Here is a 22,507-nt window from a genome sequence, read left to right on the forward strand (position 1 = left end):
ACGGGGAGCACCCAGTACCGCCTAAGGGAAACTGGGGATAACTCAGAGGGTGGGTCCGTTGCTCCCGGTTGCGGCCGGTGCTATAATGTAAACCGCAGCGGAATACGGGAGCGGATCGGGCCTGGTGGCCTGCCTGGACTTCAAATCCAGTCGGCGCCTGGGTGGGTGCCCGGGCGCGGTGGGTTCGATTCCCACACGCTCCCGCCATTGGGCGGGCCGGCCTAATGGCTGCGCTCCTTGATGGCCTCGGTCGGGCAGGATTCTACCGCCTGCCGGCATTCCTCCTCCAGTCCTTCCGGAACCGGGTTTACCACCGCGTGCGATAGCCCCTCGTCGTTCCAGGCGAATACCTCGGGGCAGATCTCAATGCAATCGCCGCAGGCTATGCATAGGTCCTGATCTACCGCAACTTCCATGGTGACGCCCTCCTCTGTAACCTCGCCGGCCGTTGTCGGCTTCCGCCTCAACGGGTTACCGGCGGTCTCCCCCCGGGGAAAGATCCCTTCAGGACCATCCCCCTCGGAGGGCCGTGTGGATGTTTCCACTAATTAGGGGCCGTTAAACGGCCCCTATCTATTTACAAGAGCCCACAACGACCTTCGCTCCGGCCGACGCAGATCCCGCCACAGCTCCCGACAACCTTTCGGCCGCCGGAAACCGCTCTGGAACCTACGCCCGCCTTTGCCCGACCAGCTTGCCTGCCTACGGAGCCGGCAGCCGCCGCCTGGGCGGCTGCCGACCCCCACTCCTTCCAAAGAAGGCATGCGGCAAGCAAGGTAATCTTGGCTCGACCGCTCTCGGCTCCTTGGAGACCCGGAGACAGTCGTTCGGACTGCCCCCGAGCCTTTTCGGAACCGGAGCGATCTTCCCGCCGGCTGACGTCGAGCCCTTCGACCCGACGTCAACCTTTGGCCGACCATGACCGAGCCCTCTTCGGACCCGACCATGATCTAGGCTCGGCCGTTGTGGACCCTGCGTCTATATGATTTCCTCCCACTGGGGGCGATATACACCTTCTTCCGCCGGACCGGGAAATTTTTCGGCTCCGGGTATGCGCCGGACGTGCTAGAATCGGGTGGAAGGGAGAAAGAAGGCCTATGCGTGACGAAGGCGGCTGCGGCGGCCGTATCCTGGTGGTGGACGACGAGCCGCCCATTCTGGAGCTGGTCCGGTACAACCTGGAGCGGGAAGGTTTCGAGGTGGTTACCGCCTCCGACGGGGCCGAAGGTTTGGCCCGCGCCCGCGAACGGCGGCCCGACCTCATCATCCTGGACGTCATGCTGCCGGGCATGGACGGGTGGGAAGTCTGTCGCCGGCTCCGCGCCCTTCCTGAGACGGCAGGAGTGCCGATAATCTTTCTGTCCGCCCGGGGGGAAGAAGTAGACCGGGTGCTGGGCCTGGAGCTGGGCGGTGACGACTACGTCACCAAGCCCTTCAGCCCCCGGGAGCTGGTAGCCCGAGTGAAGGCCAGGCTGAGGCCGAGACCGGTGCCCCGCGAGGACGAAGGGGTGCTGGTGGGCGGGCCGGTGGTGATGCGGGTCAAGGAGCACGAGGTCCTGGTGAACGGGGAGAGGCGCGACCTTACTCCCAAGGAGTTCGAGCTGTTGCGGCACCTGCTGCTCAATGCCGGTAAGGTGTTGCGCAGGGATTATTTGCTGGATCGGATATGGGGGTATGATTATTGTGCCGACACCCGGACGGTGGACGTGCACATCCGTTACCTGCGTCAGAAAATAGAACCCGACCCCAGCCGGCCCACGCTGATCGAGACCGTCCGGGGCGTGGGCTACAGATTCCGGGAGCGGAAGTGAACGATGTCCATCAATACGCGGCTGACCGCAACCGTAGCCGGGCTTCTCGCTCCGTTGGCGCTCGGTATGGCCTCTTATCTGGGGCAGGCGCTGCCCGCAGAGGCCCCGACCGTCTGGAGTTGCGTCGCCGCCTTCTACCTGGCCGTGGTGGCCACGGTGTACCTTTGTACCCGTCATTACACCCGCCGGCTGGAAGAACTCACCTCCACGGTGGCGGCTGCTGCCGCCGGCGACCTGAAACGCCATGCCAGCATCCTTACCGGTGATGAGGTGGGACGGCTGGCGGGCTACTTTAACGAGATCCTTCACCGCTGGCGCGAGAGCCTGCGCCAGGTTTCCCAGGAAAAGGAACAGCTCAATGCCGTTCTGACCAGCATGAGCGACGGCGTGCTTGCCGTGGATCAATGGGGGAGGATATTGCTGGTAAACCGGGCGGCCAGGGAAATGCTGGCTCTGGGTGAGAACGAGCCGGTGGGCCGTACTCTCCTGGCGGCGGTACGCAACCGGGAGCTGGATGCCACGGTACAGGCGGTCCTGAGTGAGGGGCGGCCTGTGGACAGGGAATTCACCTTTTCGCCCGGCGGCAGACGAGTCTACCGGGTATCGGCCGTACCGATTCTGGGCGAGGAGGGCCGCAGGGAAGGGGCGGTTCTGGTGCTGCGGGACGTGACCCGGATACGGCAGCTGGAGAAGATGCGCAGCGAATTTGTGGCCAACGTATCCCACGAACTGCGTACGCCCCTCACCTCCATCCGGGGCTTTGCCGAGACCCTCCTGGAGGGAGCGGTAGATGACCCGGAAGTGCGCACCAGATTTTTAGGCATAATCATCTCGGAGGCCAACCGGCTGCAGCGCCTGATCGAAGACATCCTCGTCCTTTCCTACCTGGAGGACCGACAGGCCAGACTCAAGGAGGGGCGGGCGACGCTGCCGGGCGTGGTGGCCGAGGTGGTGGCCCTGCTGGGGCCCCTGGCCGAGGCCAAGGGGGTGGAAATGAGGCAGGAAGTGAGCCCCGCCCTCCCTCCGGTGAACATGCACCCGGATTACCTTCGCCAGGTGATGGTTAATTTGTTAGATAATGCTATCAAATTTACTCCCTCCGGCGGTCGCGTGGAGATTCTGTGCCGGGCCGCGGGGCAAGGGGTGGAGGTGGAGGTGCGGGATACGGGAATCGGGATTCCTGCGGAAGCCCTGCCGCGCCTGTTTGAGCGCTTCTTCAGAGTAGACAAGGCCCGCTCGCGCGAACTGGGGGGCACCGGGTTAGGACTGGCCATAGTCAAGCACCTGCTGGAGCGCCACGGCGGGACCATTTGGGTGCGGTCGGCTCCCGGTCGGGGAAGCAGCTTCACCTTTACCGTTCCGGCGGATCTGCCGCCGGCCGGTTTACCGAACCCTAACCCGAACTTAACCCAATCTTAACCTTGATGCCTTATCATGGGTAGGAGATTGAGGCGGGTAAGTGAGGAAGGGACGTGAAGCCAAGTGGCCAAACGTTTACCCCTGATCAGGGACAGGCTTTTCGCGGGACTCGCTTTCTTTTTCGCCTTCCTGATGTTGCTCCTGATCGGGGGCATGGTGTACTTCCTGGTAGACGCCTCTGTTCCTGCCTGGAGAACCTTCGGCCCATCCTTTGTTACCGGACAGCGCTGGGATGCCATCCGGCAGGTATTCGGAGCCCTGCCCTTCATTTACGGCACCCTGGCTTCTTCTCTGCTGGCCCTTATTCTGGCCCTGCCGCTGGGTATAGGGGCGGCCATTTTTCTGGCCGAACTGGCCCCGCCCTGGGTACGGGTGCCTCTCTCCTACTTGATCGAACTCCTGGCCGCGGTACCCAGCGTGGTCTACGGCCTGTGGGGCCTGCTGGTCTTGGCCCCTGCACTGCGTTCGACCGTGGAGCCCTGGCTGGAGCAGTATCTGGGCTTCCTGCCCCTGTTCCGGGGCCCGGCCTTTGGGGTAGGAGTGCTGGCCGCCGGGGCGGTGCTGGCGATCATGATCCTCCCGACCATCTGCTCGGTCAGCCGGGAAGTGATGCTGGCGGTGCCCGACAGCCAGCGGGAGGCCATGCTGGCCCTGGGCGCTACCCGGTGGGAGACCACGTACAAGGTGGTGCTTCCCTACGGGCGGTCCGGTATCATCGGCGCCGTGGTCCTGGGGCTGGGACGGGCCCTGGGCGAAACCATGGCCGTGACCATGGTCATCGGCAACTCCCTGAGCATGTCCGCCAGCCTTCTGCACCCCGCCAACAGCATGGCCAGCATAATCGTCAACGAGTTCGCCGAGGCGGTATCCGAACTGCACCTCTCCGCCCTAATCGGCATAGCCCTGATACTTTTCGTCATCACCTTGCTCCTTAATGCTGTGGCCCGCGGCCTGGTCCGGGGAGCGGCCGGCCCATCCGCGGGGGCGAGGAGGGAATGAGGTGGCCGACTACCGTCGCCGCCGCCTGATCAGCCGCCTGGGACTGGGGCTTTGCGTGGCCGCCACCGGCCTGGCCGTCCTCCCTCTCTTCAGCGTGCTGTTTTACGTCCTGGCGCGGGGAATAGGGGCCCTGGATCTTGCCTTTTTTACCCAGATGCCCAAGCCGGTGGGTGAGCCCGGGGGTGGGATAGCCAACGCCATCGTCGGCTCGCTGGTTATGGTCGGCCTGGGTTCGGCTATGGGGATACCGGTGGGGATCATGGCCGGAGTTTACCTCGCCGAGTACGGTCGGGGTCGATTCGCCCAGGCGGTACGCTTCCTTACCGACGTCTTCATGGGTGTTCCCTCGGTGGTAATCGGCGTCTTTCTCTACGCGGTGCTGGTGGTCTCCGCCGGGGGGTTTTCCGCCCTGGCCGGTGCCGTATCTCTGGCCCTAATCATTATCCCTCTCGCCACCCGGACCACCGACGAAATGCTGCGCCTGGTACCGGCCAGCCTGCGGGAGGCGTCCCTGGCCTTAGGGGCCACCAAGGCCCGGACCATAGTGAGCGTGGTCCTGCGCAGCGCGTCCGGAGGGGTGCTGACCGGCGTCATGCTGGCCCTGGCCCGGGCGGCCGGAGAAACCGCTCCCCTGTTGTTCACCGCCCTGAGCAGCCGGCACTGGAGTCTTTCCCTGGGCGAACCCATGGCGTCGCTCCCGGTGTATATCTACACCTACGCCATCTCTCCCTTTGCCGACTGGCAGTCCCAGGCCTGGGGAGCGGCCCTGGTGTTGGTCGTCCTGGTCCTGGTTCTAAACCTGCTGGCGCGGATCGCGTCCCGGGGGCACTATCGCTACTGAGAGGGTGGACAGGTTGGGAACTCCCATTACGGTTCAGGGACTTTCTGCCTGGTATCGGAACAAGCAGGTGCTTTACGACATCGACCTGCGTCTGGTTCCGGAACAGATTACCGGCATTATCGGTCCTTCCGGATGCGGCAAGTCCACCTTTATCCGCTGTCTGAACCGGCTGCACGAACTGGTGCGGGGCGGGCGGTGCCGGGGCCGGGTGCTGCTGGGCAACCAGGATATCTACGGTCCCGGCGTAGATCCGGTGGTGGTAAGACGCCGGGTGGGCATGGTGTTCCAAAAGCCCAATCCCTTTCCCACCCTTTCCATTTTCGAGAATGTGGCCGCCGGTCCCCGTCTTCACGGGGTTCGGGGTAAGGCCCTGGCGGAGATGGTGGAACGGAGCCTGATCCAGGCCGGCCTGTGGGAAGAAGTACGGGACCGGCTGCACCACCCGCCCACCAACCTTTCCGGCGGGCAGCAGCAGCGGTTGTGCCTGGCCCGGGCCCTCGCGGTAGAGCCGGAAGTCCTGCTCATGGACGAACCCTGCTCGGCCCTGGATCCGGCCTCCACCCTGCACATTGAGGAGCTTATGGCCAGGCTAAAGGGGCAGTATACCATTGTGATAGTAACCCACAATATGCAGCAGGCGAGCCGGGTGGCGGACTACACCGCCTTTTTCCTCGAGGGGCGACTGATCGAGCACGGTCCCACCGAGGAGCTTTTTACCCGTCCCCGTGATCCGCGCACCGAGAGTTACATTACCGGCCGTTTCGGCTAGTTCGGGTGAGGAGGGCCGGCATGACCAACCCCGAAGCGGAGATACCCAACCCCAAGATCCAGGTGCGGAACCTGAACCTCTTCTACGGGGCCTTCCTCGCCCTGCGCGGGATCTCGCTGGACATACCCTCACGGGCCATAACCGCCCTGATCGGACCCAGCGGCTGCGGGAAGACGACCTTCCTGCGAACCCTAAACCGGCTGAACGACCTGGTGCCGGGGGTGCGCATCGACGGGGAAGTGCGGCTGGACGGGGAGAACATCTACGCCCCCGGCACGGACGTAATCGGGCTGCGACGGCGGGTGGGGATGGTCTTCCAGAAGCCGAACCCCTTTCCCATGTCTATTTACGACAACGTGGCTTACGGCCCCAGGGTGCACGGCATCCGGAAGCGGCGCCTGCTGGACGAACTGGTGGAGAGGAGCCTGCGCCGGGCGGCCCTGTGGGAGGAAGTAAAGGACCGGCTGCGCGCGCCCGCCCTGGGGCTTTCCGGCGGCCAGCAGCAGCGCCTTTGCCTGGCCCGCCTCCTGGCCGTAGAGCCGGAGGTAATCCTCATGGACGAGCCCTCTTCCGCCCTGGATCCGATCTCCACCCTGAGAATCGAAGAGCTGATTCGCGAGCTCAAGCATGAATACACCATTGTCATCGTCACCCACAATATGCAGCAGGCGGCCCGGGTCTCGGACATGACCGCCTTCTTCCTCCAGGGAGAGATGGTGGAGTACGACGCAACCGAGGTCATTTTCACCCGGCCGCACGATCGGCGGACCGAGGACTACCTTACCGGGCGCTTCGGTTAAGCGGCCGGCAACCCCGGGAGGCCGGCGCAATGGAGTTTGAGGCCTGGCACCGCCGCTTCTGGAACGCCTGGGTGGGCAGGGAAGAGAGGCGGGATCGCGATCCGGAAAAGCAGGTCCACACCGCCCTGGTCTGGCGTACCCTGGAACGCTACCTTCCGGGTATAGAAACGGTGCTGGACGCCGGGGCCGGCCCGGGGAGGTTTTCCCTGCCGCTGGCGCGCCGCGGGCTGAAGGTTACCCACCTGGACCTGGCGCCGGCCATGGTGGCCCGGGCGCGCCAGCGGGCGGAGCAAGAGGGCCTGGAGCTGGAATTCGTGGTGGGGAGCCTGCGAAACCTGCCGTGGCCGGACCGGCGCTTTGATCTGGTCCTTTGTCTGGATGCCCCGGTTTCTTACGTCTTCCCTCCTTCCGCCGCCATCGGGGAATTGGCGCGGGTCACCGGCCGGTGGCTGGTGGTTTCCGTTGTCAACCGCCTGGGACAGGTTCCGGTGGGATTGAAGCTGGAAGCCCGTTGGCGCAAGGATTTTAGCTTTACCCGGGCCTTCATCGACCACGGGGACTGGTTCCCGCCTCCCCGGTGGTTGCGTTTGCCGGTGGTAGGCCGGCGGATATTTCCCCCCCTCCACGCCTTTACTCCTCAGGAGTTTCTGGCCGAGCTGGAAAAGGCGGGGCTGGAGCCGGTCGAGGTATCTGCCACCGGCACCCTCGCCCGCCTGGTGGGCCGCAGGACCCTGAGGCGGATCCTCCGGCACCCCCAGTGCAGGGAGGACTTCCTGAACCTTTGTGAGAGCCTGGAGGTGCGGTCGGAGTTCTGGGGGGTAGGGGCGGAGGGCGCGGCCGGGCTGCTGGCCGTGTGCCGTCCGCGAGCCCGTGCGGACGCACCCCCGGCCGGCTCCGACCGCCACGGCCTGGCCCCTGCATAGGCCGGAGGTGGTCGGACCATAATAAACCCGGAAAAAAGGGTGAGGGAGTGACCCGGCATGGAGCTCGAGATCAGCCCCGACTCCTCCCCGGTCGAGGCCCCGGAACCCCGGCGCACGCCCCATCCGGAAGTATCACCCCCGGAATTTCCGGCGCGGCCCGAGCCTCCCGTCCGGCCCCCGGATACGGGGGTTTTTCTTTATAGGCGCGAATGGTAAAATACCCGTGAGGACCCGAAAACAGGCGAAGGAGTGAGGTCCAGTGCCCCAGGACAAGCTCACCGTGCCGCAAATCCTGGCGTTCAAGCAGCAGGGCCGAAAGATTACCATGCTCACGGCCTACGACTACGTCCAGGCCCAGCTGGTGGAAGAAGCGGGCGTGGACATGATCCTGGTCGGGGATTCCCTGGGAATGACCATGCTCGGGCTCGCCAGCACCGTGCCGGTTACCATGCAGGACATGCTGCACCATACCAAGGCGGTGGTGCGGGGGGCGCCCAACACCTTCGTGGTGGCCGATCTGCCCTTCCTTTCCTACCAGGTCAGCCGGGAGGCAGCCATCCGCAACGCCGGCCTGTTGATCAAGGAAGGGGGGGCAGACGCGGTAAAGCTGGAAGGGGGCGGCCCCATGGTGGAAATGGCGCGGGCCATCGTGGAGGCCGGCATACCGGTTCAGGGTCACCTCGGCCTCACCCCCCAGACGGCGGTGCAACTCGGCGGCTACCGGGTTCAGGGACGGGAAGAGCGGCAGGCACGTAAGATAGTGGAGGATGCCCGCGCCCTGGAAGAGGCCGGCTGCTTCAGCCTGGTCCTGGAGTGCGTGCCCACGGGGCTGGCGGCGGAGATCACCCGCGCCCTTTCCATACCGGTGATCGGCATCGGGGCCGGCCCTGACTGCGACGGGCAGGTGCTGGTCTTTCACGACGTCCTGGGGCTCTTCCGGCGCTTCGTGCCCAAGTTCGTCAAGCAGTACGCGCAGTTGCGGGAGCCCATTGTGGAGGCCTTTCGCACCTACGTGCGCGAGGTACAGGAAGGGGAGTTCCCGGACCTGGAACATAGCTTCAAGTAGGGGTGGCGGTGGTGCTTAACTGGCTCGATTGGGTACTGCTGGTACTGATTTTGCTTTTTGCCCTGCGCGGCTATTCCCGCGGTCTGGTGCGGGAACTGGGAGGGCTGGCAGCCCTGCTGGTGGGGCTGGCGGTGGCAGTACCCTATGCACCCAGGCTGGGGGAGCAGCTCGGCAGGGCGTTTCCGCTGGTGGTGGAAGGGCTGGCCGCGCAACTCTCGGCATCGGCGGCGGGCACGGAGGCTTCGGCCAATCCTCTCCTCACCTCACCGCTGGGAGACCTCTTCGGTTTGGGGCTGCCGGTCGGTACCCTTATCGGTCACTGGCTCGGCTACGGGGTGCTAACCGTCATAGCCTTTATCCTCATCTTTTTGGTCGTAGCCGGGCTGGTGCGCTGGATAAGTTCCCTGGCCAGTGCGGCCGTAAACCGTACCCCCCTGGGGGTCATCAACCGCCTGCTGGGGCTGCTGCTGGGCGGCGTGATCGGTGCCGTGATCCTGGGACTGGTTCTCAGCCTGGTCGGTTTCTTCTTGCAGCTCGGAGCCCAGCCGGGTGCACCCGGTCCGTGGCAGGCTGCCCTAAAGCACTCGGCGCTAGCCCCGTACCTGCAGCAGTGGTTCTTCGCGGTGGCCATGCAGCTAAAGGCGTGGTTGCAGCCGGTCTAGAGGGGGTGCGGCTATGGAAACCGTGGTAGATGCGCGGGGGCTGGCCTGCCCGCAGCCGGTGGTGAACACCAAGAGGGCCCTGGAAGCGGCCGGGGAAGGAGTGGTGGTTACCATCGTGGATAATGAGGTGGCCCGGGACAACGTGGTCAGGTTTGCCCGTAGTCAGGGCCTGAGAGCGGAAGTGGAGGAGAAAGGCAGCGAGTACTATATTCGTATAAGCCGTACCGGCTTTGCCGAGTTGTCCCAGCAGGCCAACCCGGCGCTGGTAGAGGTCCTGCTGGTTACCGGCGCTGCCCTGGGACGGGGCGACGAGGAGCTGGGGCGGGTACTCATGCAGAGCTTCTTGACTACCCTGGCCCAGAGCGAGCATCTGCCCCGCAAAATCCTGCTTCTTAACTCCGGAGTGAGGCTGGCCTGTGAAGGCTCCCCGGTGCTGGATAGCCTCTTGGCGCTGGAGAGCAAGGGCGTGGAAATCGTCGCCTGCGGCACCTGCCTGGACTACTACGGCCTTAAGGAAAGCCTCTGCGTGGGTTCGGTCACCAACATGTACAGCATCGTGGAAGCCCTGGCCGAGGCGGAGAAGATCCTGCACCTCTAGGGAGGGAGTCGCTTGCCCCGCTATGCCTTGGGGGACGTGGTCCGGCTTAAGAAGCCGCATCCCTGCGGGAGCGATACCTGGGAGATAGTGCGTACGGGCATGGATTTTCGGCTGCGCTGCCTGGGCTGCGGGCATCAGGTGCTAATGCCGCGCCCGAAGTTTGAGAAAAGCGTGAAGGCGCTGGTGGCCAAAACTACGGGCGGGAAGCCAGAAGAAAGGTGATGTCGCGTGGGCTTTCGTTGTGGTATCGTCGGTCTACCCAATGCCGGCAAGTCCACCCTGTTTAACGCCCTGGCCCGGGCGCAGGCGGCGGTGGCCAGCTACCCCTTCTGCACCATCGAGCCCAACGTGGGCACCGTGCCCGTGCCCGACGAGCGCCTGGACCGCCTGGCCGGGCTCCTCCAGCCGGAGAGGGTGGTGCCGGCCACCCTGCGCTTTGTGGACGTGGCCGGCCTGGTTCGGGGGGCGAGCCGGGGTGAAGGCCTGGGCAACCAGTTCCTGGGGCACCTGCGCGAGGTCGAGGCCCTGGCGCACGTGGTAAGGTGCTTCCCGTCCCCGGAGGTGGCCCACGTGGAGGGGGAGCTGGACCCGGTGCGCGACGCCGAAATCGTGGACACGGAGCTGGCCCTGGCCGACCTCGAATTGGTCGAGCGCCGCCTGGATAAGGTGCGGCGGCAGTACCGGCTGGGAGGAGAGGTGGGGCGCCGGGAGGAAGTGGAGCGCCTGGAGCTGCTGGTCGAGCGCCTCAACCGGGGCCAACCCGCCCGGGAGGTGCCGGAGGTTCCCGCCGGCCCCGATCTGCCGCTTCTGACCGCCAAGCCCATGGTATACGTGGCCAACGTGGGCGAAGAGGATCTTCCCCAAGGAGGGGAGGCGGCGCGAAAGCTGGCCGAGTACGCCGCCGCGCATAACTGCGCTTCCCTCACTCTCTGTGCGCGGCTTGAGGCCGAACTGGTGGAGCTGGACGAGGAGGAGCGGCGGGCCTTCATGAGAGAGTACGGCCTGGAGCGCTCCGGGCTGGAAGAGCTGGTGCGGACCGGATATGCCCTGCTGGGGCTGATCACCTTTTTTACCGTGGACGGGCCCGAAGTCCGGGCCTGGACGGTGCCGGTGGGCACCACGGCCCCGAGGGCGGCAGGGAAGATCCACAGCGACTTCGAGCGGGGGTTCATCTGCGCCGAGGTGATACCCTGGGAGACCCTCACTGAGTGCGGCGGCCTGGCGCGGGCTCGGGAGATGGGCTTGGTACGGCTGGAGGGCCGCGACTACCGGGTCCAGGACGGGGACGTGATCCACTTCCGGTTTAACGTGTGAGGCGTTGAAGCAGGAGAAGGCAGGAATACGGAGAAAGCCTCTATTTACGAGGGGAAGTTTCCATTTACGTTAGACACTGGCAAATAGATAGACTCGTACAGCAAGGTGCCTCATTGTAACCAGGTTGGTGGGGTAGAGGTGGCTAGGCCGGGCTACGGCATGGAACAAGTCTATTCACACACACCAAATGAGCGGGGGTGTTGGCATGATTTGGTTGTCCACCTAACTAGGGTGGCCGAACTGGCGGCCGGCTTTGCCGGGATTTTTGGTGGTGAGCCGCATGCGACCTGGGTCGGCCTTTTCCACGACCTTGGGAAGTTTCATCCGCGGTTTCAGGAGTATCTGTGGGCCCAGCACCAAGGTAAGAGCCACCCGCGAGTGCGGCACGCCGTATGGGGAGCGGCCGCCGCGTACTTGCTGCTGTACAAGACCGCCGGTGACCCTAGAGCTTGGGAAGAAGTAGCTCTTCCCGTTTACGGCCACCACGGCGGGCTTGCCACTGCCGGTCGCCTGGCCCAGGACCTGGAGGATTTTCTGCAACAAGACTCTACGCGCCTTGCGTCCATTATCCAAGCGTTGCGTTCTCTCCCCCGACCGCCTGCCCTGCGTCCGTGCCCGGCCCAAAGTACCCGCCGCGAACTCTTCATCCGCATGATCTTCTCCGCGCTGGTGGATGCGGACTATCTGGATACCGAGAGCCATTTCTCCCCTCAGGCGGCGCAGCGGCGAGAAGCGTGGCCGTCCATCGCGGAACTCTGGCCTCGATTCTTGGGCAACCAGCAGACGTTCCTGGCAGGGCGCGGGCCTGCTACCCTTGCCGACCGGGTGCGCGGGGAGGTGTATGAGGCTTGCCTCCAAGCGGCGGAAGACCCTTCCGGCGTCTGGCGGCTCACCGTGCCGACGGGCGGAGGGAAGACAAGAAGCGGGCTGGCCTTCGCCCTCAAGCACGCCCTGGTCCATGGCAAGCGCCGGGTCATAGTAGCCATTCCGTATACCAGCATTATCGACCAGACGGCTGGAGTCTACCGCGATATCCTCGGCGAGGATGCGGTTCTTGAGCATCACAGCCAGGTTCAGGTTCAGGACGATGAGGCCGAAGATGGCCTGCCGCTTCGGTTACGCCTTGCCTCCGAGAACTGGGCGGCACCGCTAATCGTTACCACCACCGTGCAACTCTTCGAGAGCCTATTTACTGACCGGCCCAGCAGAGCCCGCCGGCTGCATAATCTCGCTCAAAGCGTTATCCTTCTGGACGAGGTACAGGCTTTCCCCGCAGAGCTTCTTAGGCCCACCTTTGACGTCCTCCGGGCCCTGGTAGAGGATTACGGCGTGTCTCTGGTCCTGTCCACCGCCACCCAGCCCACGTTTGACCGCGCTCCATATCTTGAAGAGTTTTGCGGCCTCCAGGTACGGGAGATCGTGCCTCAGTACCCGGAGCACTTCCGGTTGCTCAGTAACCGGGTGCGGTACGAGTTCCGTCCGCAACCGTTAGGCTGGCAGGAACTGGCGGCTGAGATCCGCGAACTGCCTCAAGTCTTGGTGGTGCTTAATTCCCGCCGGGATGCCCTGGAAATGCTCAAGGCTTTGGGGGACGTGACGGACGTTTTCCACCTATCCACGCTCCTGTGCGGAGCCCACCGGCGCCAAATCCTGGCGGAGGTAACACGGCGTCTGCGGCAGGGCAAGCCGGTACGGCTGGTCAGTACCCAGGTAGTGGAGGCGGGCGTAGACCTGGATTTTCCGGTAGTCTACCGGGCGGTAGGTCCCTTGGACCGCGTAGTTCAGGCCGCCGGCCGGTGTAACCGGGAAGGCCGCCTTTCAGAGGGCAGGGTAGTAGTCTTTGAACCGGCGTCCGGCAGGACGCCTAGCGGTCCTTATAAAGTGGGGCTGGAAAAGGCCCGGCTCCTCCTGAAAACCCACCCGCCAGAGAGCCTCCACAATCCGCAGCTTTACCAGGAATACTTCCAAAGGCTGTTCGCCGACGTAAACTTGGACAAGAAGGACGTACAGCAGTATCGCCGCGATCTTAACTACCCCGAGGTAGCCCGGCGGTACCGGCTCATAGACGAGGAAACAGTGCCCGTGGTGGCGCCGTACGGCGAGGCGGAAGAACGGCTGCAGGAGTGGCTGGCCCGGCCCAGCCGCCGGAGCTGGCAGCGGCTGCAGCCCTACCTGGTGGGGATTTTCCACCATGAGGCGGCGAAGTTCAGGGAGGCCGGGCTGCTGGAGCCCCTGAGTACAGGCTTCTACCGGTGGCGGGGTAAGTACGACGAGCGCTTAGGGCTGGTCGGGCCGATCTACGATCCCAGCGACCTGATTGTATAGGGGTTTAGGGTTTGCGGGACTAGGGGGGGGTGCCGACCTGCTACAGGAGAGCGGCCACCTCACCCGGCGCCGGCCCGAAGAATAATATGGAGGTTCGAGGCAATTGCAAGCAGCGGGAGCGATCAGGGTTAAGGTGTGGGGGGACTATGCCTGTTTTACGCGCCCGGAGTTTAAGGTAGAAAGAGTCAGTTACCCGGTAATTACTCCCTCGGCCGCCCGGGGCATATTGGAGGCCATCTTCTGGAAACCCGAAATACGCTACGAGATAACCGCGATCGGCGTGCTGCAGCTCGGCACCCAAATGGTGATTCTGCGTAACGAAGTAGACCGCCGTCAGGCAAACGCGCCGTTCTTCGTCGAAGATGCCCGCCAGCAGCGGTCAAGCCTGATACTTAAAGATGTAGCCTACCTTATCCTGGCCGAGATGAAGCTAAGGGCACACGCCACCGACCCGATCGCCAAATATCTCGACCAATTCAACCGCCGCGTGGAGAGGGGCCAATGCTACCACCGTCCTTATCTTGGCACCCGGGAGTTTGCCGCGTTTTTCTCGGGTGATGGCGGAGAGGCACCTAACCCGTTACTGAATCTGGATCTTGGGATAATGCTTTTTGATATCGCCTTTGTGGAGAGTAAGGAGCGCACGGAACTCGAGTTCGTCCGGCACGGTCCTGGGGGCGCGAGGCGGACACGGGGATACGCTCAAGCCCTGTTCTTCCGGGCGCAACTGGAACAGGGATGGCTAAGGGTGCCACCTGAAAAGTACCATGAGCTTTACCGGCTGGAGGATGGTCCAAATGCTCAGTGCTCTAGTTGAAGCAGCTCAGCGTTTCCGGCGTGAGGGCGAGTTGCCGCCCAGGGGATACAAACCCAAAGCGCCCAAGCGGATTTGGATTGTGAACCTTGAGGAAGGTTCGGTTTTCCTTGAAGGACCATATACCCAAAAAGAGCCGGACACTCTCGCACCGCACCGCCTGTTGGCGCCGGACCGCCAGCGCTCGGGAACCCCTTCGGAAACCAACCTCAAACCCTACCTGCTGGTGGACGATGCCCGCTACTCGCTTGGTAAGGCCGAACCCGGCAAGGAAGAGGAAGCCAGGCTGCTGCACCGAGGATTTGTGGCTCTTCTAGAGAGCGCCTACAAGAGGACTCAAGTCCCAGAGTTGAAGGCGATAATCGATTTTCTGAAATCAAACAAGGTGGAAGAAGTGCGCACGCAAGTAGGGCCCAAAGACATCATACGGTTCCTGGTTGACGGTGAGGACCCGGCTGAAAGCCCGGCGGTTCAGGCTTTTTGGGCCGAGTATCTAGCAACAGAGCTAGTGGCCGGTCACCGTGCTCACTGCGGGATTTGTGGTGCGGAGGCGCACGTACTCCGCATCTTCCCGCGCGAGGTAGTAGTGCTGGGCCAGAAATGCCAGATAACCTCCTTTAACTCCGAGGCTTTTGCCTCTTACGGGAAGGCACAGACGGAAAATGCTCCGACTTGCTTTGCATGTGGCAGCGATGCAGTAGATGCCCTTGACTATCTGATCCGGAGCGAACGGCACCACCGTACCCTGCTAGTTGGGGGAGGAGCGCGGGGGTTAGAGAATCAGCTTGCGGTATTCTGGCTTCAGGAGAAGGTGGAATTGATTCATGAAGACCGGGTCTACGACCTCGAGGCCCTTCTTGGCGCCGTACTGGGAGACGTGGACCGGACAAGCGGCCCGCCGGCAGAGCTTTCCCAGCTTGACGCGTTGCTGGGCGTTCCATGGAACGCGAGGGCCAGCGCCCTAAACGTTGATGAATCCCGTTTCTACCTCGCGGTTCTTTCTACCAATAAAGCGAGGCTGGTGGTTCGGGACTGGCTTGAGACTTCGGTTGGAAGAATTAGAGACAACCTTAGGCTCTTTCTGGCCGCACAAAGAATTGTTGATCCCTACGGGCAAACACGGCGGGTGTTTCCCATACCCGTGCTCCTGGCTGTGCTTAAGGCCGGAGATCCTAATGTTACCCATGACCTCCTGCGAGCGGCCTACCTGGGGCTTAGGCCGCGTGAAGGGCTCCTAGAGGTGGCCTTGCAGCGGATTCGCAATCCGAAGGTGTTGCGGAACCCCCAGATGCTTCATCCCCTGCTGGCCCTAATAAAGCTCGTGCTTACCTATGGTGGGGAGGAGGCTATTAGCATGGAAGTCTTGGATATTACCCGTGACCGGGCAGCTTATCTCTCTGGAAGGTTACTGGCAGTGCTAGAAGAGGCGCAGCGTCGCGCTTCCGGGGGGAACCTCAATAGTACTCTGACCGACCGCTTCTATGCGGCTGTGGCAGCGGCACCGGCGGCGAACCTGGCGATCTTGCTCGCACGCGCGAAGGTCTCACACCTGCCCAAGATCCGGCGCGAAGGGCGTGGCTATAAGGAGATCGAGGGAATTCTGGAGGAAATCTTTACGCGGCTCGAGGCTCGAGAAGGGCTTCCCGCTATCCTAAACCCTAGAGATCAGGCGGAGTTCGCTTTGGGGTACTACCACCAGCGTGCGCAGTTTCGGCAAGAAGCCAGGGAGGTGTCAGATAAACATCATGGAGAAAGTATGCCTGAAAGGCGATAAGCGTCACGAGTTTATCTTGCTCTTTGACGTAAAAAGCGGAAACCCGAATGGGGACCCGGATGCGGGCAACATGCCGCGTATTGACCCCGAAACCATGCACGGCCTCGTTACCGATGTGGCTATCAAGCGTAAGATCCGGGACTATGCGGCCTTGGTTCTCGGGAAAGACATTTTCATTAGAAGTGAGGTGGCCCTCAATACTCTTATTTCTGAGGCTTTCAAAGAGGCGGGGGTAGAACCGTTACAGGCGTTGCTAAGCGAGGCAGAGCAGGACGATGAGGAGTTGCTTGCGTGGATTGGAGGCAAGCAGGAGGCTGGCTTCTGGGTACAGCAAGGCCGCGTCATGTATTCTGGCGGGGCAACCAAGCCCAAAGAGATTGCCAAGATACTTACGGATGGCATTGAGGAAGACCAGAAAGAACTTGCCAAAAAGCTTCAGCAGGTGGCCCAGCGTCTGGCGGAGGCTGCAAAGAACTACAAAGGTAAGGGTATCACACGCGAGGATCGGGAGGAGGCTCGTAAACGGCTCTGTGCCAGGTACTTCGATATTCGCATGTTTGGCGCCGTTCTATCTACAGGGCTGAACGCAGGCCAAGTAAGAGGGCCGGTGCAAGTTACCTTTGCGAGGTCTCTCGATCCAATTCTCCCCATGGATATTGCAATTACCCGTCAGGCCCGCACCACCGAGGAACGGATGGCAACCGGCAGCACCGAAATGGGGCGTAAGCCGATTGTACCGTACGGTCTCTACCGCGCCCACGGTTTCTACAATCCTTTTCTGGCCCGACAGACTGGCGTTGGGCAGGAGGACCTCGAGGCGCTTTGGGAAGCCCTTGCAAACCTCTTCGAGTATGACCGCTCGGCCTCAAAGGGCGAGATGCACGTCCGTAGGCTCTGGGTATTTACGCACGAGAACCCCAAGGGTAACGCCCCGGCGCATAGGCTCTTCGAACTGGTGCAGGTACGCAAGAAGCCCAGCGTAAGCGTACCCCGCAACTTTGATGATTACGAGATTATCGTGGAGGAGGGAAGGGTGCCGCCGGGAGTCACTCTTACCCGGCTGGTGTAATCGTGGAAGAGCTCGTCCCCATCAGCGCCTTGCAACATTACGTGTACTGCCCGCGCCAGTGCGCTCTAATACACGTGGAGCAAGTTTGGGAGGAGAACCTTTACACCCTGCGGGGCCAACGGCTTCACCAGACGGTGGACGTGCCCGATTCCGCACTGCGAGACGGCCTGCGGGTTGAACGTGCCTTGCCTCTTTGGTCGGAGAAGTTAGGTATAGTAGGCAGGGCCGATGTGGTAGAGTTCTTGCCTGACGGCACGCCTTATCCGGTAGATTACAAGACCGGGCCCCGGCGGGCGAGGCGGGCGGACGAGGTCCAGCTCTGCGCCCAAGCCCTATGCTTAGAAGAGATGTTGGGACGGGCGGTGCCGTCTGGCGCCCTTTATCATCACGCTTCCCGCCGGCGGCGCGAGGTCCGGTTTACCGCAGAGCTTCGGGCAGAGGTAGAAAAGGTCGTGGCGGAAGTGCGCGAACTACTTGGGAACGATAGGCTACCGGCGCCGGCGGCCGATAGTCGCTGTCGTGACTGTTCTCTGGTAGAGGCCTGTATGCCCCATGCCTTGCGGGGCCTCCCTGCATGGTTGGAACGGGAATGGAAATGATCTCGCAACTTCTCAATACCCTCTATGTGCAGACCCAGAGTGCCTACGTTCACCTGGACCACGACACCCTGGTTGTTGAAGTAGACAAGACCGTCCGTCTCCAGGTCCCCTTGCACCACCTGGGAGGCCTGGCCGTTTTCGGGAACGTGCTTATAAGCCCGTTTCTGATCCACCGCTTTGCCGAGGACGGTCGGAGCATTGTCTGGTTTGACCAGAACGGGCGGTTCCGGGCGCGGCTGGTCGGTCCGGTTTCAGGAAATGTACTGTTGCGAAGAGCCCAGCACGAGGCCTATGAGGATCCTGACCGCCGTGCCTTTCTGGCGCGCCGTTTTGTGACCGGTAAGATTCGCAACGCGCGCCACGTACTGCTCCGGGCCATGCGTGATTACCCTGACGTGGGTTCTCGGGTAGAGGCGGCGGCGCGCGAACTGGAAAACTGCCTTAAGGAGGCGAACAGGGCCACCGACCTGGAGGAGATACGCGGCGTCGAGGGGCGGGCGGCTGCTGTCTATTTCTCCGTGCTGGACTGTCTAATTCTAAACAAAGACGCGGCGATTCGCTTCGAGGTTCGCACTAAGCACCCGCCCCGCGATCCGGTGAACTCGCTTTTGTCATTCGCGTACACGCTTCTGGCCCATGACTGTGCCTCGGCCTGCGAGGGGGTTGGCCTCGATCCCCAGGTGGGTTATCTGCACGCCTTGCGGCCGGGTCGTCCCGCACTGGCCCTGGATCTAATGGAAGAGTTCCGCGCCTTCTTGGCCGACCGGCTGGTTCTTACCATCCTTAACCGGCGCCAAATCAGCGAGAAGGATTTTATTGAACGGCCCGGCGGTGCCGTGCTGCTTACTGATCAGGCACGGCGCACCTTCCTTGAAGCATACCAGAGAAGAAAGCAGGAAGAGATTACCCACCCATTGCTGAGACAACAGGTTCCGGTGGGCCTTCTCCCTCATATTCAAGCACGCCTGCTGGCGCGCTACCTCCGCCAGGATGCGGCCGAGTACGCGCCGTTCGTTGCGCGATGAAGAAGCTAGACATCATAGTGGCCTACGACGTGAATACCGAAACCAAAGAAGGGCAAAACCGCCTGCGCAAGGTAGCCACTATCTGTAAGGACTTCGGGCAGCGGGTGCAATACTCCGTGTTTGAGTGCCGGGTAACGCCCGCTCAGCTGGAAGAGCTTACGCACAGGCTCCTGGGCGTCATGGACGAAGAAGAGGATAGCCTGCGTATCTACGTCTTGCATGGCGGACGGGAGCGCTCGCTTAAAGCCTACGGCCGCGATCGATATGTGGATTTCGACGGACCGATGATTCTTTGAGCCTAAGTTGCGCGGACCAGCAGTGAACTAGGCTAGGCAGGGAGGTTCGCGATGTAGTGCTCATGCGGTTTCGCAGCCACCTCCGCACGTACAGCCCCTGCAGGAGGCACTCGATCCTGACCGGTTCGCGCTGTCCCCTGTGCTGGCCCTTGCACGCTGCGGCTTCCCGCCGCACACTGTAGCACCCGGCCTTCGGGCCGGGTGGGGATTGAAACCCGACCGGCAAGCGTTATTATCTGGGGGCGAACTGGTAGCACCCGGCCTTCGGGCCGGGTGGGGATTGAAACCAGGCGGTTGGTGATCCTGCGCCAGCGCTCGTGCAAGTAGCACCCGGCCTTCGGGCCGGGTGGGGATTGAAACAAGTCAAAGGTTAGGTTACGGTCAAGCAGGTCATAGTAGCACCCGGCCTTCGGGCCGGGTGGGGATTGAAACCCTTCAGGTTTCGCTGGGCTTCTACCGCCCGGAACAGTAGCACCCGGCCTTCGGGCCGGGTGGGGATTGAAACTGGCCTGCTCCCGCTGCGTGGCCGTGGCGTATACCGTAGCACCCGGCCTTCGGGCCGGGTGGGGATTGAAACTTTGCCGCACTTAGGACATCTGCTTATCATTCCGTCCCGTAGCACCCGGCCTTCGGGCCGGGTGGGGATTGAAACCCTGTGAGGCGGTGCGGGCCATGCTTTGGGTGAGTAGCACCCGGCCTTCGGGCCGGGTGGGGATTGAAACATGCGGATCTACGAGCAGTACGCGGGCCGCAAACGTAGCACCCGGCCTTCGGGCCGGGTGGGGATTGAAACCATGGGGATCACCCCGCGATTAGCGCCTTAGCCACTCGTAGCACCCGGCCTTCGGGCCGGGTGGGGATTGAAACACTCGGATTGAGTTTGACCCACGCTTTTTCCGCGTAGCACCCGGCCTTCGGGCCGGGTGGGGATTGAAACGGCTAGACGGCCTATCATCTCGATATCAGGCACCCTCGTAGCACCCGGCCTTCGGGCCGGGTGGGGATTGAAACACTCCTGCCCGGTGGGCGTATACCCACCCGGCGGGTAGCACCCGGCCTTCGGGCCGGGTGGGGATTGAAACCCCCACCTGCGCGCAAAACCTATTGACCGCCCCATGTAGCACCCGGCCTTCGGGCCGGGTGGGGATTGAAACTTCTTCTACATCGCCCTCCATACTGGCCTCTACGTAGCACCCGGCCTTCGGGCCGGGTGGGGATTGAAACTCTCTCCCATAAGCCGCTATATCCCGCTCAGACCAAGTAGCACCCGGCCTTCGGGCCGGGTGGGGATTGAAACGTGCCGGCGGGGCCGAACGCCAAGTATTGCTTCGAGTAGCACCCGGCCTTCGGGCCGGGTGGGGATTGAAACGCTTCAAGCAGCCGTGTGGCGTAGGTATGCCTTAGTAGCACCCGGCCTTCGGGCCGGGTGGGGATTGAAACTGACTGAGGTTATAGAAATGGGAAAGCGCATAAAGGTAGCACCCGGCCTTCGGGCCGGGTGGGGATTGAAACTGCGGACGCTGGCCGAGGGGACGGCCGATAAGAAGTAGCACCCGGCCTTCGGGCCGGGTGGGGATTGAAACAAGAGCAAGAGGCAGCAAGAGATGTTCGACGACTTGTAGCACCCGGCCTTCGGGCCGGGTGGGGATTGAAACAAGGTCGGGAGCCGCTGGAACGAGCAGAAGAGAGGTAGCACCCGGCCTTCGGGCCGGGTGGGGATTGAAACTCTTCCAGACGCCGCGTTAAAGCATCCCGACCTACCGTAGCACCCGGCCTTCGGGCCGGGTGGGGATTGAAACCATCTATTTTTACGTTGATCCTTCCGGCGTACTGCACGTAGCACCCGGCCTTCGGGCCGGGTGGGGATTGAAACTTCACCAGCTTAAACGGGCATATCAACATTCCGGAGTAGCACCCGGCCTTCGGGCCGGGTGGGGATTGAAACTACACAGGGGCGCTCACATCGGCAGACACGCTGGGTAGCACCCGGCCTTCGGGCCGGGTGGGGATTGAAACCCGTTCACCAGGTAGACCTTGCCGCTGCCGTCCTCGTAGCACCCGGCCTTCGGGCCGGGTGGGGATTGAAACGAACAGGTCAAGCACCCTGCCCATGCAGCTAAGCTGTAGCACCCGGCCTTCGGGCCGGGTGGGGATTGAAACTCCTCGATCTCTTCCTCGGCCTCGACCTCGGCCGCGTAGCACCCGGCCTTCGGGCCGGGTGGGGATTGAAACTGGGGCGGGATTCGCCGGCCCTGCAGCTTCTGCAGGTAGCACCCGGCCTTCGGGCCGGGTGGGGATTGAAACGCGTGGCTTCCGATGTGGGCGGGGGCTCTGCCGTGTAGCACCCGGCCTTCGGGCCGGGTGGGGATTGAAACATCGCCTACGAGGTTGCGGTTATCGGGGTTCGGGGTAGCACCCGGCCTTCGGGCCGGGTGGGGATTGAAACCCTGTGCTAGGTGCAGGGCGGCTGTAGCCCCAGCCGTAGCACCCGGCCTTCGGGCCGGGTGGGGATTGAAACGCGAACTATTGTTCGTGACGCTTACCTACCATGAGGTAGCACCCGGCCTTCGGGCCGGGTGGGGATTGAAACTCCTAGTATTTTTAACGCCTCTACTGGCAAAAGGTAGCACCCGGCCTTCGGGCCGGGTGGGGATTGAAACCTGGTAACATTAACCCATTAACAGGGTTAACAGGGTGTAGCACCCGGCCTTCGGGCCGGGTGGGGATTGAAACCTGCCACTCGGGCCACGGCGTGAACCCGGCCAGGTAGCACCCGGCCTTCGGGCCGGGTGGGGATTGAAACATCTGGGATGAATGGGATGGGATGCAAATCACGTGGGTAGCACCCGGCCTTCGGGCCGGGTGGGGATTGAAACCCAGAGTTGCGGCACCATCTGCACAACCACGTCAAAGAGTAGCACCCGGCCTTCGGGCCGGGTGGGGATTGAAACAATCGCAAGCCCCACTACTGCAGAAACTGCTCCTACGTAGCACCCGGCCTTCGGGCCGGGTGGGGATTGAAACTGGTTCCCTCGCCGCATATTTCCACCCGCAAGGCCTGTAGCACCCGGCCTTCGGGCCGGGTGGGGATTGAAACCACCGAATCAGGGAGGATGTCGAATGTACGTCTGGTAGCACCCGGCCTTCGGGCCGGGTGGGGATTGAAACTTATGTTCGGGTGCATCGCTCTTTGTGCGGTGGTGTAGCACCCGGCCTTCGGGCCGGGTGGGGATTGAAACGTGACCGGCCTGGGCAGCGTTTCGGTATCCGGCGTTGTAGCACCCGGCCTTCGGGCCGGGTGGGGATTGAAACAGGATGGAGGCTTTCTGTTTGGTGAGAGCGGAGAGTAGCACCCGGCCTTCGGGCCGGGTGGGGATTGAAACTTATGTTCGGGTGCATCGCT

20 protein-coding genes, 1 tRNA gene and 1 CRISPR repeat array are annotated in these 22,507 nt (G+C 62.7%); of the genes, 20 read left to right on the forward strand and 1 reads right to left on the reverse strand.

The window, feature by feature from the left end; translation table 11 throughout:
- Nucleotides 1-106 precede the first annotated feature (106 nt).
- Nucleotides 107-207, forward strand: a tRNA-Sec gene (locus tag NUV99_09220).
- A gap of 14 nt (nucleotides 208-221) precedes the next feature.
- On the opposite strand, the gene NUV99_09225 is transcribed toward NUV99_09220, so the two are convergent.
- On the reverse strand, nucleotides 222-416 hold the full coding sequence (locus tag NUV99_09225) for a ferredoxin (GenBank protein ID MCR4420283.1): 195 nt from the start codon (nucleotides 414-416) through the stop codon (nucleotides 222-224).
- A 681-nt stretch (nucleotides 417-1,097) separates the two neighbouring features.
- Here NUV99_09225 and NUV99_09230 point away from each other — a divergent pair.
- The 19 genes from NUV99_09230 to cas2 all read left to right on the forward strand — a co-directional run bounded on the left by NUV99_09230 (nucleotide 1,098) and on the right by cas2 (nucleotide 19,104).
- Nucleotides 1,098-1,811 (forward strand): response regulator transcription factor, encoded by a 714-nt coding sequence (locus NUV99_09230; GenBank protein ID MCR4420284.1) that lies wholly within the window; start codon nucleotides 1,098-1,100, stop codon nucleotides 1,809-1,811.
- A 3-nt stretch (nucleotides 1,812-1,814) separates the two neighbouring features.
- Nucleotides 1,815-3,230 (forward strand): cell wall metabolism sensor histidine kinase WalK, encoded by a 1,416-nt coding sequence (locus NUV99_09235; GenBank protein MCR4420285.1) that lies wholly within the window; start codon nucleotides 1,815-1,817, stop codon nucleotides 3,228-3,230.
- 63 nt (nucleotides 3,231-3,293) lie between these two features.
- Complete coding sequence (gene pstC / locus NUV99_09240; GenBank protein ID MCR4420286.1) at nucleotides 3,294-4,229, forward strand: phosphate ABC transporter permease subunit PstC; 936 nt, start codon at nucleotides 3,294-3,296, stop codon at nucleotides 4,227-4,229.
- 1 nt (nucleotide 4,230) lies between these two features.
- On the forward strand, nucleotides 4,231-5,070 hold the full coding sequence (pstA, locus tag NUV99_09245; GenBank protein ID MCR4420287.1) for a phosphate ABC transporter permease PstA: 840 nt from the start codon (nucleotides 4,231-4,233) through the stop codon (nucleotides 5,068-5,070).
- Between the two features lie 13 nt (nucleotides 5,071-5,083).
- The gene (gene pstB / locus NUV99_09250) at nucleotides 5,084-5,839 is read left to right on the forward strand and encodes a phosphate ABC transporter ATP-binding protein PstB (protein ID MCR4420288.1); all 756 of its coding nucleotides are present in this window, start codon (nucleotides 5,084-5,086) and stop codon (nucleotides 5,837-5,839) included.
- 20 nt (nucleotides 5,840-5,859) lie between these two features.
- Nucleotides 5,860-6,639 (forward strand): phosphate ABC transporter ATP-binding protein PstB, encoded by a 780-nt coding sequence (pstB, locus tag NUV99_09255; protein ID MCR4420289.1) that lies wholly within the window; start codon nucleotides 5,860-5,862, stop codon nucleotides 6,637-6,639.
- A gap of 29 nt (nucleotides 6,640-6,668) precedes the next feature.
- Nucleotides 6,669-7,562: a class I SAM-dependent methyltransferase gene (locus NUV99_09260; protein MCR4420290.1), complete on the forward strand. Its 894-nt coding sequence runs from the start codon at nucleotides 6,669-6,671 to the stop codon at nucleotides 7,560-7,562.
- Between the two features lie 259 nt (nucleotides 7,563-7,821).
- Entirely contained in the window at nucleotides 7,822-8,628 is an 807-nt protein-coding gene (panB, locus tag NUV99_09265; GenBank protein MCR4420291.1) for a 3-methyl-2-oxobutanoate hydroxymethyltransferase, read from the forward strand.
- 11 nt (nucleotides 8,629-8,639) lie between these two features.
- On the forward strand, nucleotides 8,640-9,290 hold the full coding sequence (locus NUV99_09270; GenBank protein ID MCR4420292.1) for a CvpA family protein: 651 nt from the start codon (nucleotides 8,640-8,642) through the stop codon (nucleotides 9,288-9,290).
- 13 nt (nucleotides 9,291-9,303) lie between these two features.
- Entirely contained in the window at nucleotides 9,304-9,888 is a 585-nt protein-coding gene (gene yedF / locus NUV99_09275; GenBank protein ID MCR4420293.1) for a sulfurtransferase-like selenium metabolism protein YedF, read from the forward strand.
- Nucleotides 9,889-9,900: 12 nt separating this feature from the next.
- Nucleotides 9,901-10,110 carry a DUF951 domain-containing protein gene (locus NUV99_09280; GenBank protein ID MCR4420294.1) on the forward strand — a complete coding sequence of 70 codons (210 nt, stop codon included), beginning with the start codon at nucleotides 9,901-9,903 and terminating at the stop codon, nucleotides 10,108-10,110.
- 6 nt (nucleotides 10,111-10,116) lie between these two features.
- Nucleotides 10,117-11,202 (forward strand): redox-regulated ATPase YchF, encoded by a 1,086-nt coding sequence (gene ychF / locus NUV99_09285; protein MCR4420295.1) that lies wholly within the window; start codon nucleotides 10,117-10,119, stop codon nucleotides 11,200-11,202.
- Between the two features lie 159 nt (nucleotides 11,203-11,361).
- On the forward strand, nucleotides 11,362-13,527 hold the full coding sequence (gene cas3, locus NUV99_09290) for a CRISPR-associated helicase Cas3' (protein ID MCR4420296.1): 2,166 nt from the start codon (nucleotides 11,362-11,364) through the stop codon (nucleotides 13,525-13,527).
- A gap of 103 nt (nucleotides 13,528-13,630) precedes the next feature.
- Nucleotides 13,631-14,344 (forward strand): type I-C CRISPR-associated protein Cas5c, encoded by a 714-nt coding sequence (gene cas5c, locus NUV99_09295; protein MCR4420297.1) that lies wholly within the window; start codon nucleotides 13,631-13,633, stop codon nucleotides 14,342-14,344.
- Nucleotides 14,295-16,115, forward strand: a complete 1,821-nt coding sequence (gene cas8c / locus NUV99_09300; GenBank protein MCR4420298.1) for a type I-C CRISPR-associated protein Cas8c/Csd1 — start codon at nucleotides 14,295-14,297, stop codon at nucleotides 16,113-16,115. The genes cas5c and cas8c overlap by 50 nt, the downstream gene beginning before the upstream one ends.
- Complete coding sequence (cas7c, locus tag NUV99_09305) at nucleotides 16,087-17,184, forward strand: type I-C CRISPR-associated protein Cas7/Csd2 (GenBank protein ID MCR4420299.1); 1,098 nt, start codon at nucleotides 16,087-16,089, stop codon at nucleotides 17,182-17,184. The genes cas8c and cas7c overlap by 29 nt, the downstream gene beginning before the upstream one ends.
- Nucleotides 17,185-17,186: 2 nt before the next feature.
- Nucleotides 17,187-17,783 (forward strand): CRISPR-associated protein Cas4, encoded by a 597-nt coding sequence (gene cas4, locus NUV99_09310; protein ID MCR4420300.1) that lies wholly within the window; start codon nucleotides 17,187-17,189, stop codon nucleotides 17,781-17,783.
- Complete coding sequence (gene cas1c / locus NUV99_09315) at nucleotides 17,780-18,808, forward strand: type I-C CRISPR-associated endonuclease Cas1c (GenBank protein MCR4420301.1); 1,029 nt, start codon at nucleotides 17,780-17,782, stop codon at nucleotides 18,806-18,808. The genes cas4 and cas1c overlap by 4 nt, the downstream gene beginning before the upstream one ends.
- Nucleotides 18,805-19,104, forward strand: coding sequence for a CRISPR-associated endonuclease Cas2 (gene cas2 / locus NUV99_09320; GenBank protein MCR4420302.1), 300 nt, complete (start codon nucleotides 18,805-18,807; stop codon nucleotides 19,102-19,104). The genes cas1c and cas2 overlap by 4 nt, the downstream gene beginning before the upstream one ends.
- Before the next feature lie 178 nt (nucleotides 19,105-19,282).
- A CRISPR array of direct repeats spans nucleotides 19,283-22,487; the repeat unit is 37 nt; unit sequence GTAGCACCCGGCCTTCGGGCCGGGTGGGGATTGAAAC.
- Nucleotides 22,488-22,507 lie beyond the last annotated feature (20 nt).

This window comes from Clostridia bacterium (genome assembly GCA_024653205.1).
Lineage (GTDB): Bacteria > Bacillota > DSM-521 > Neomoorellales > SLTJ01 > JANLFO01.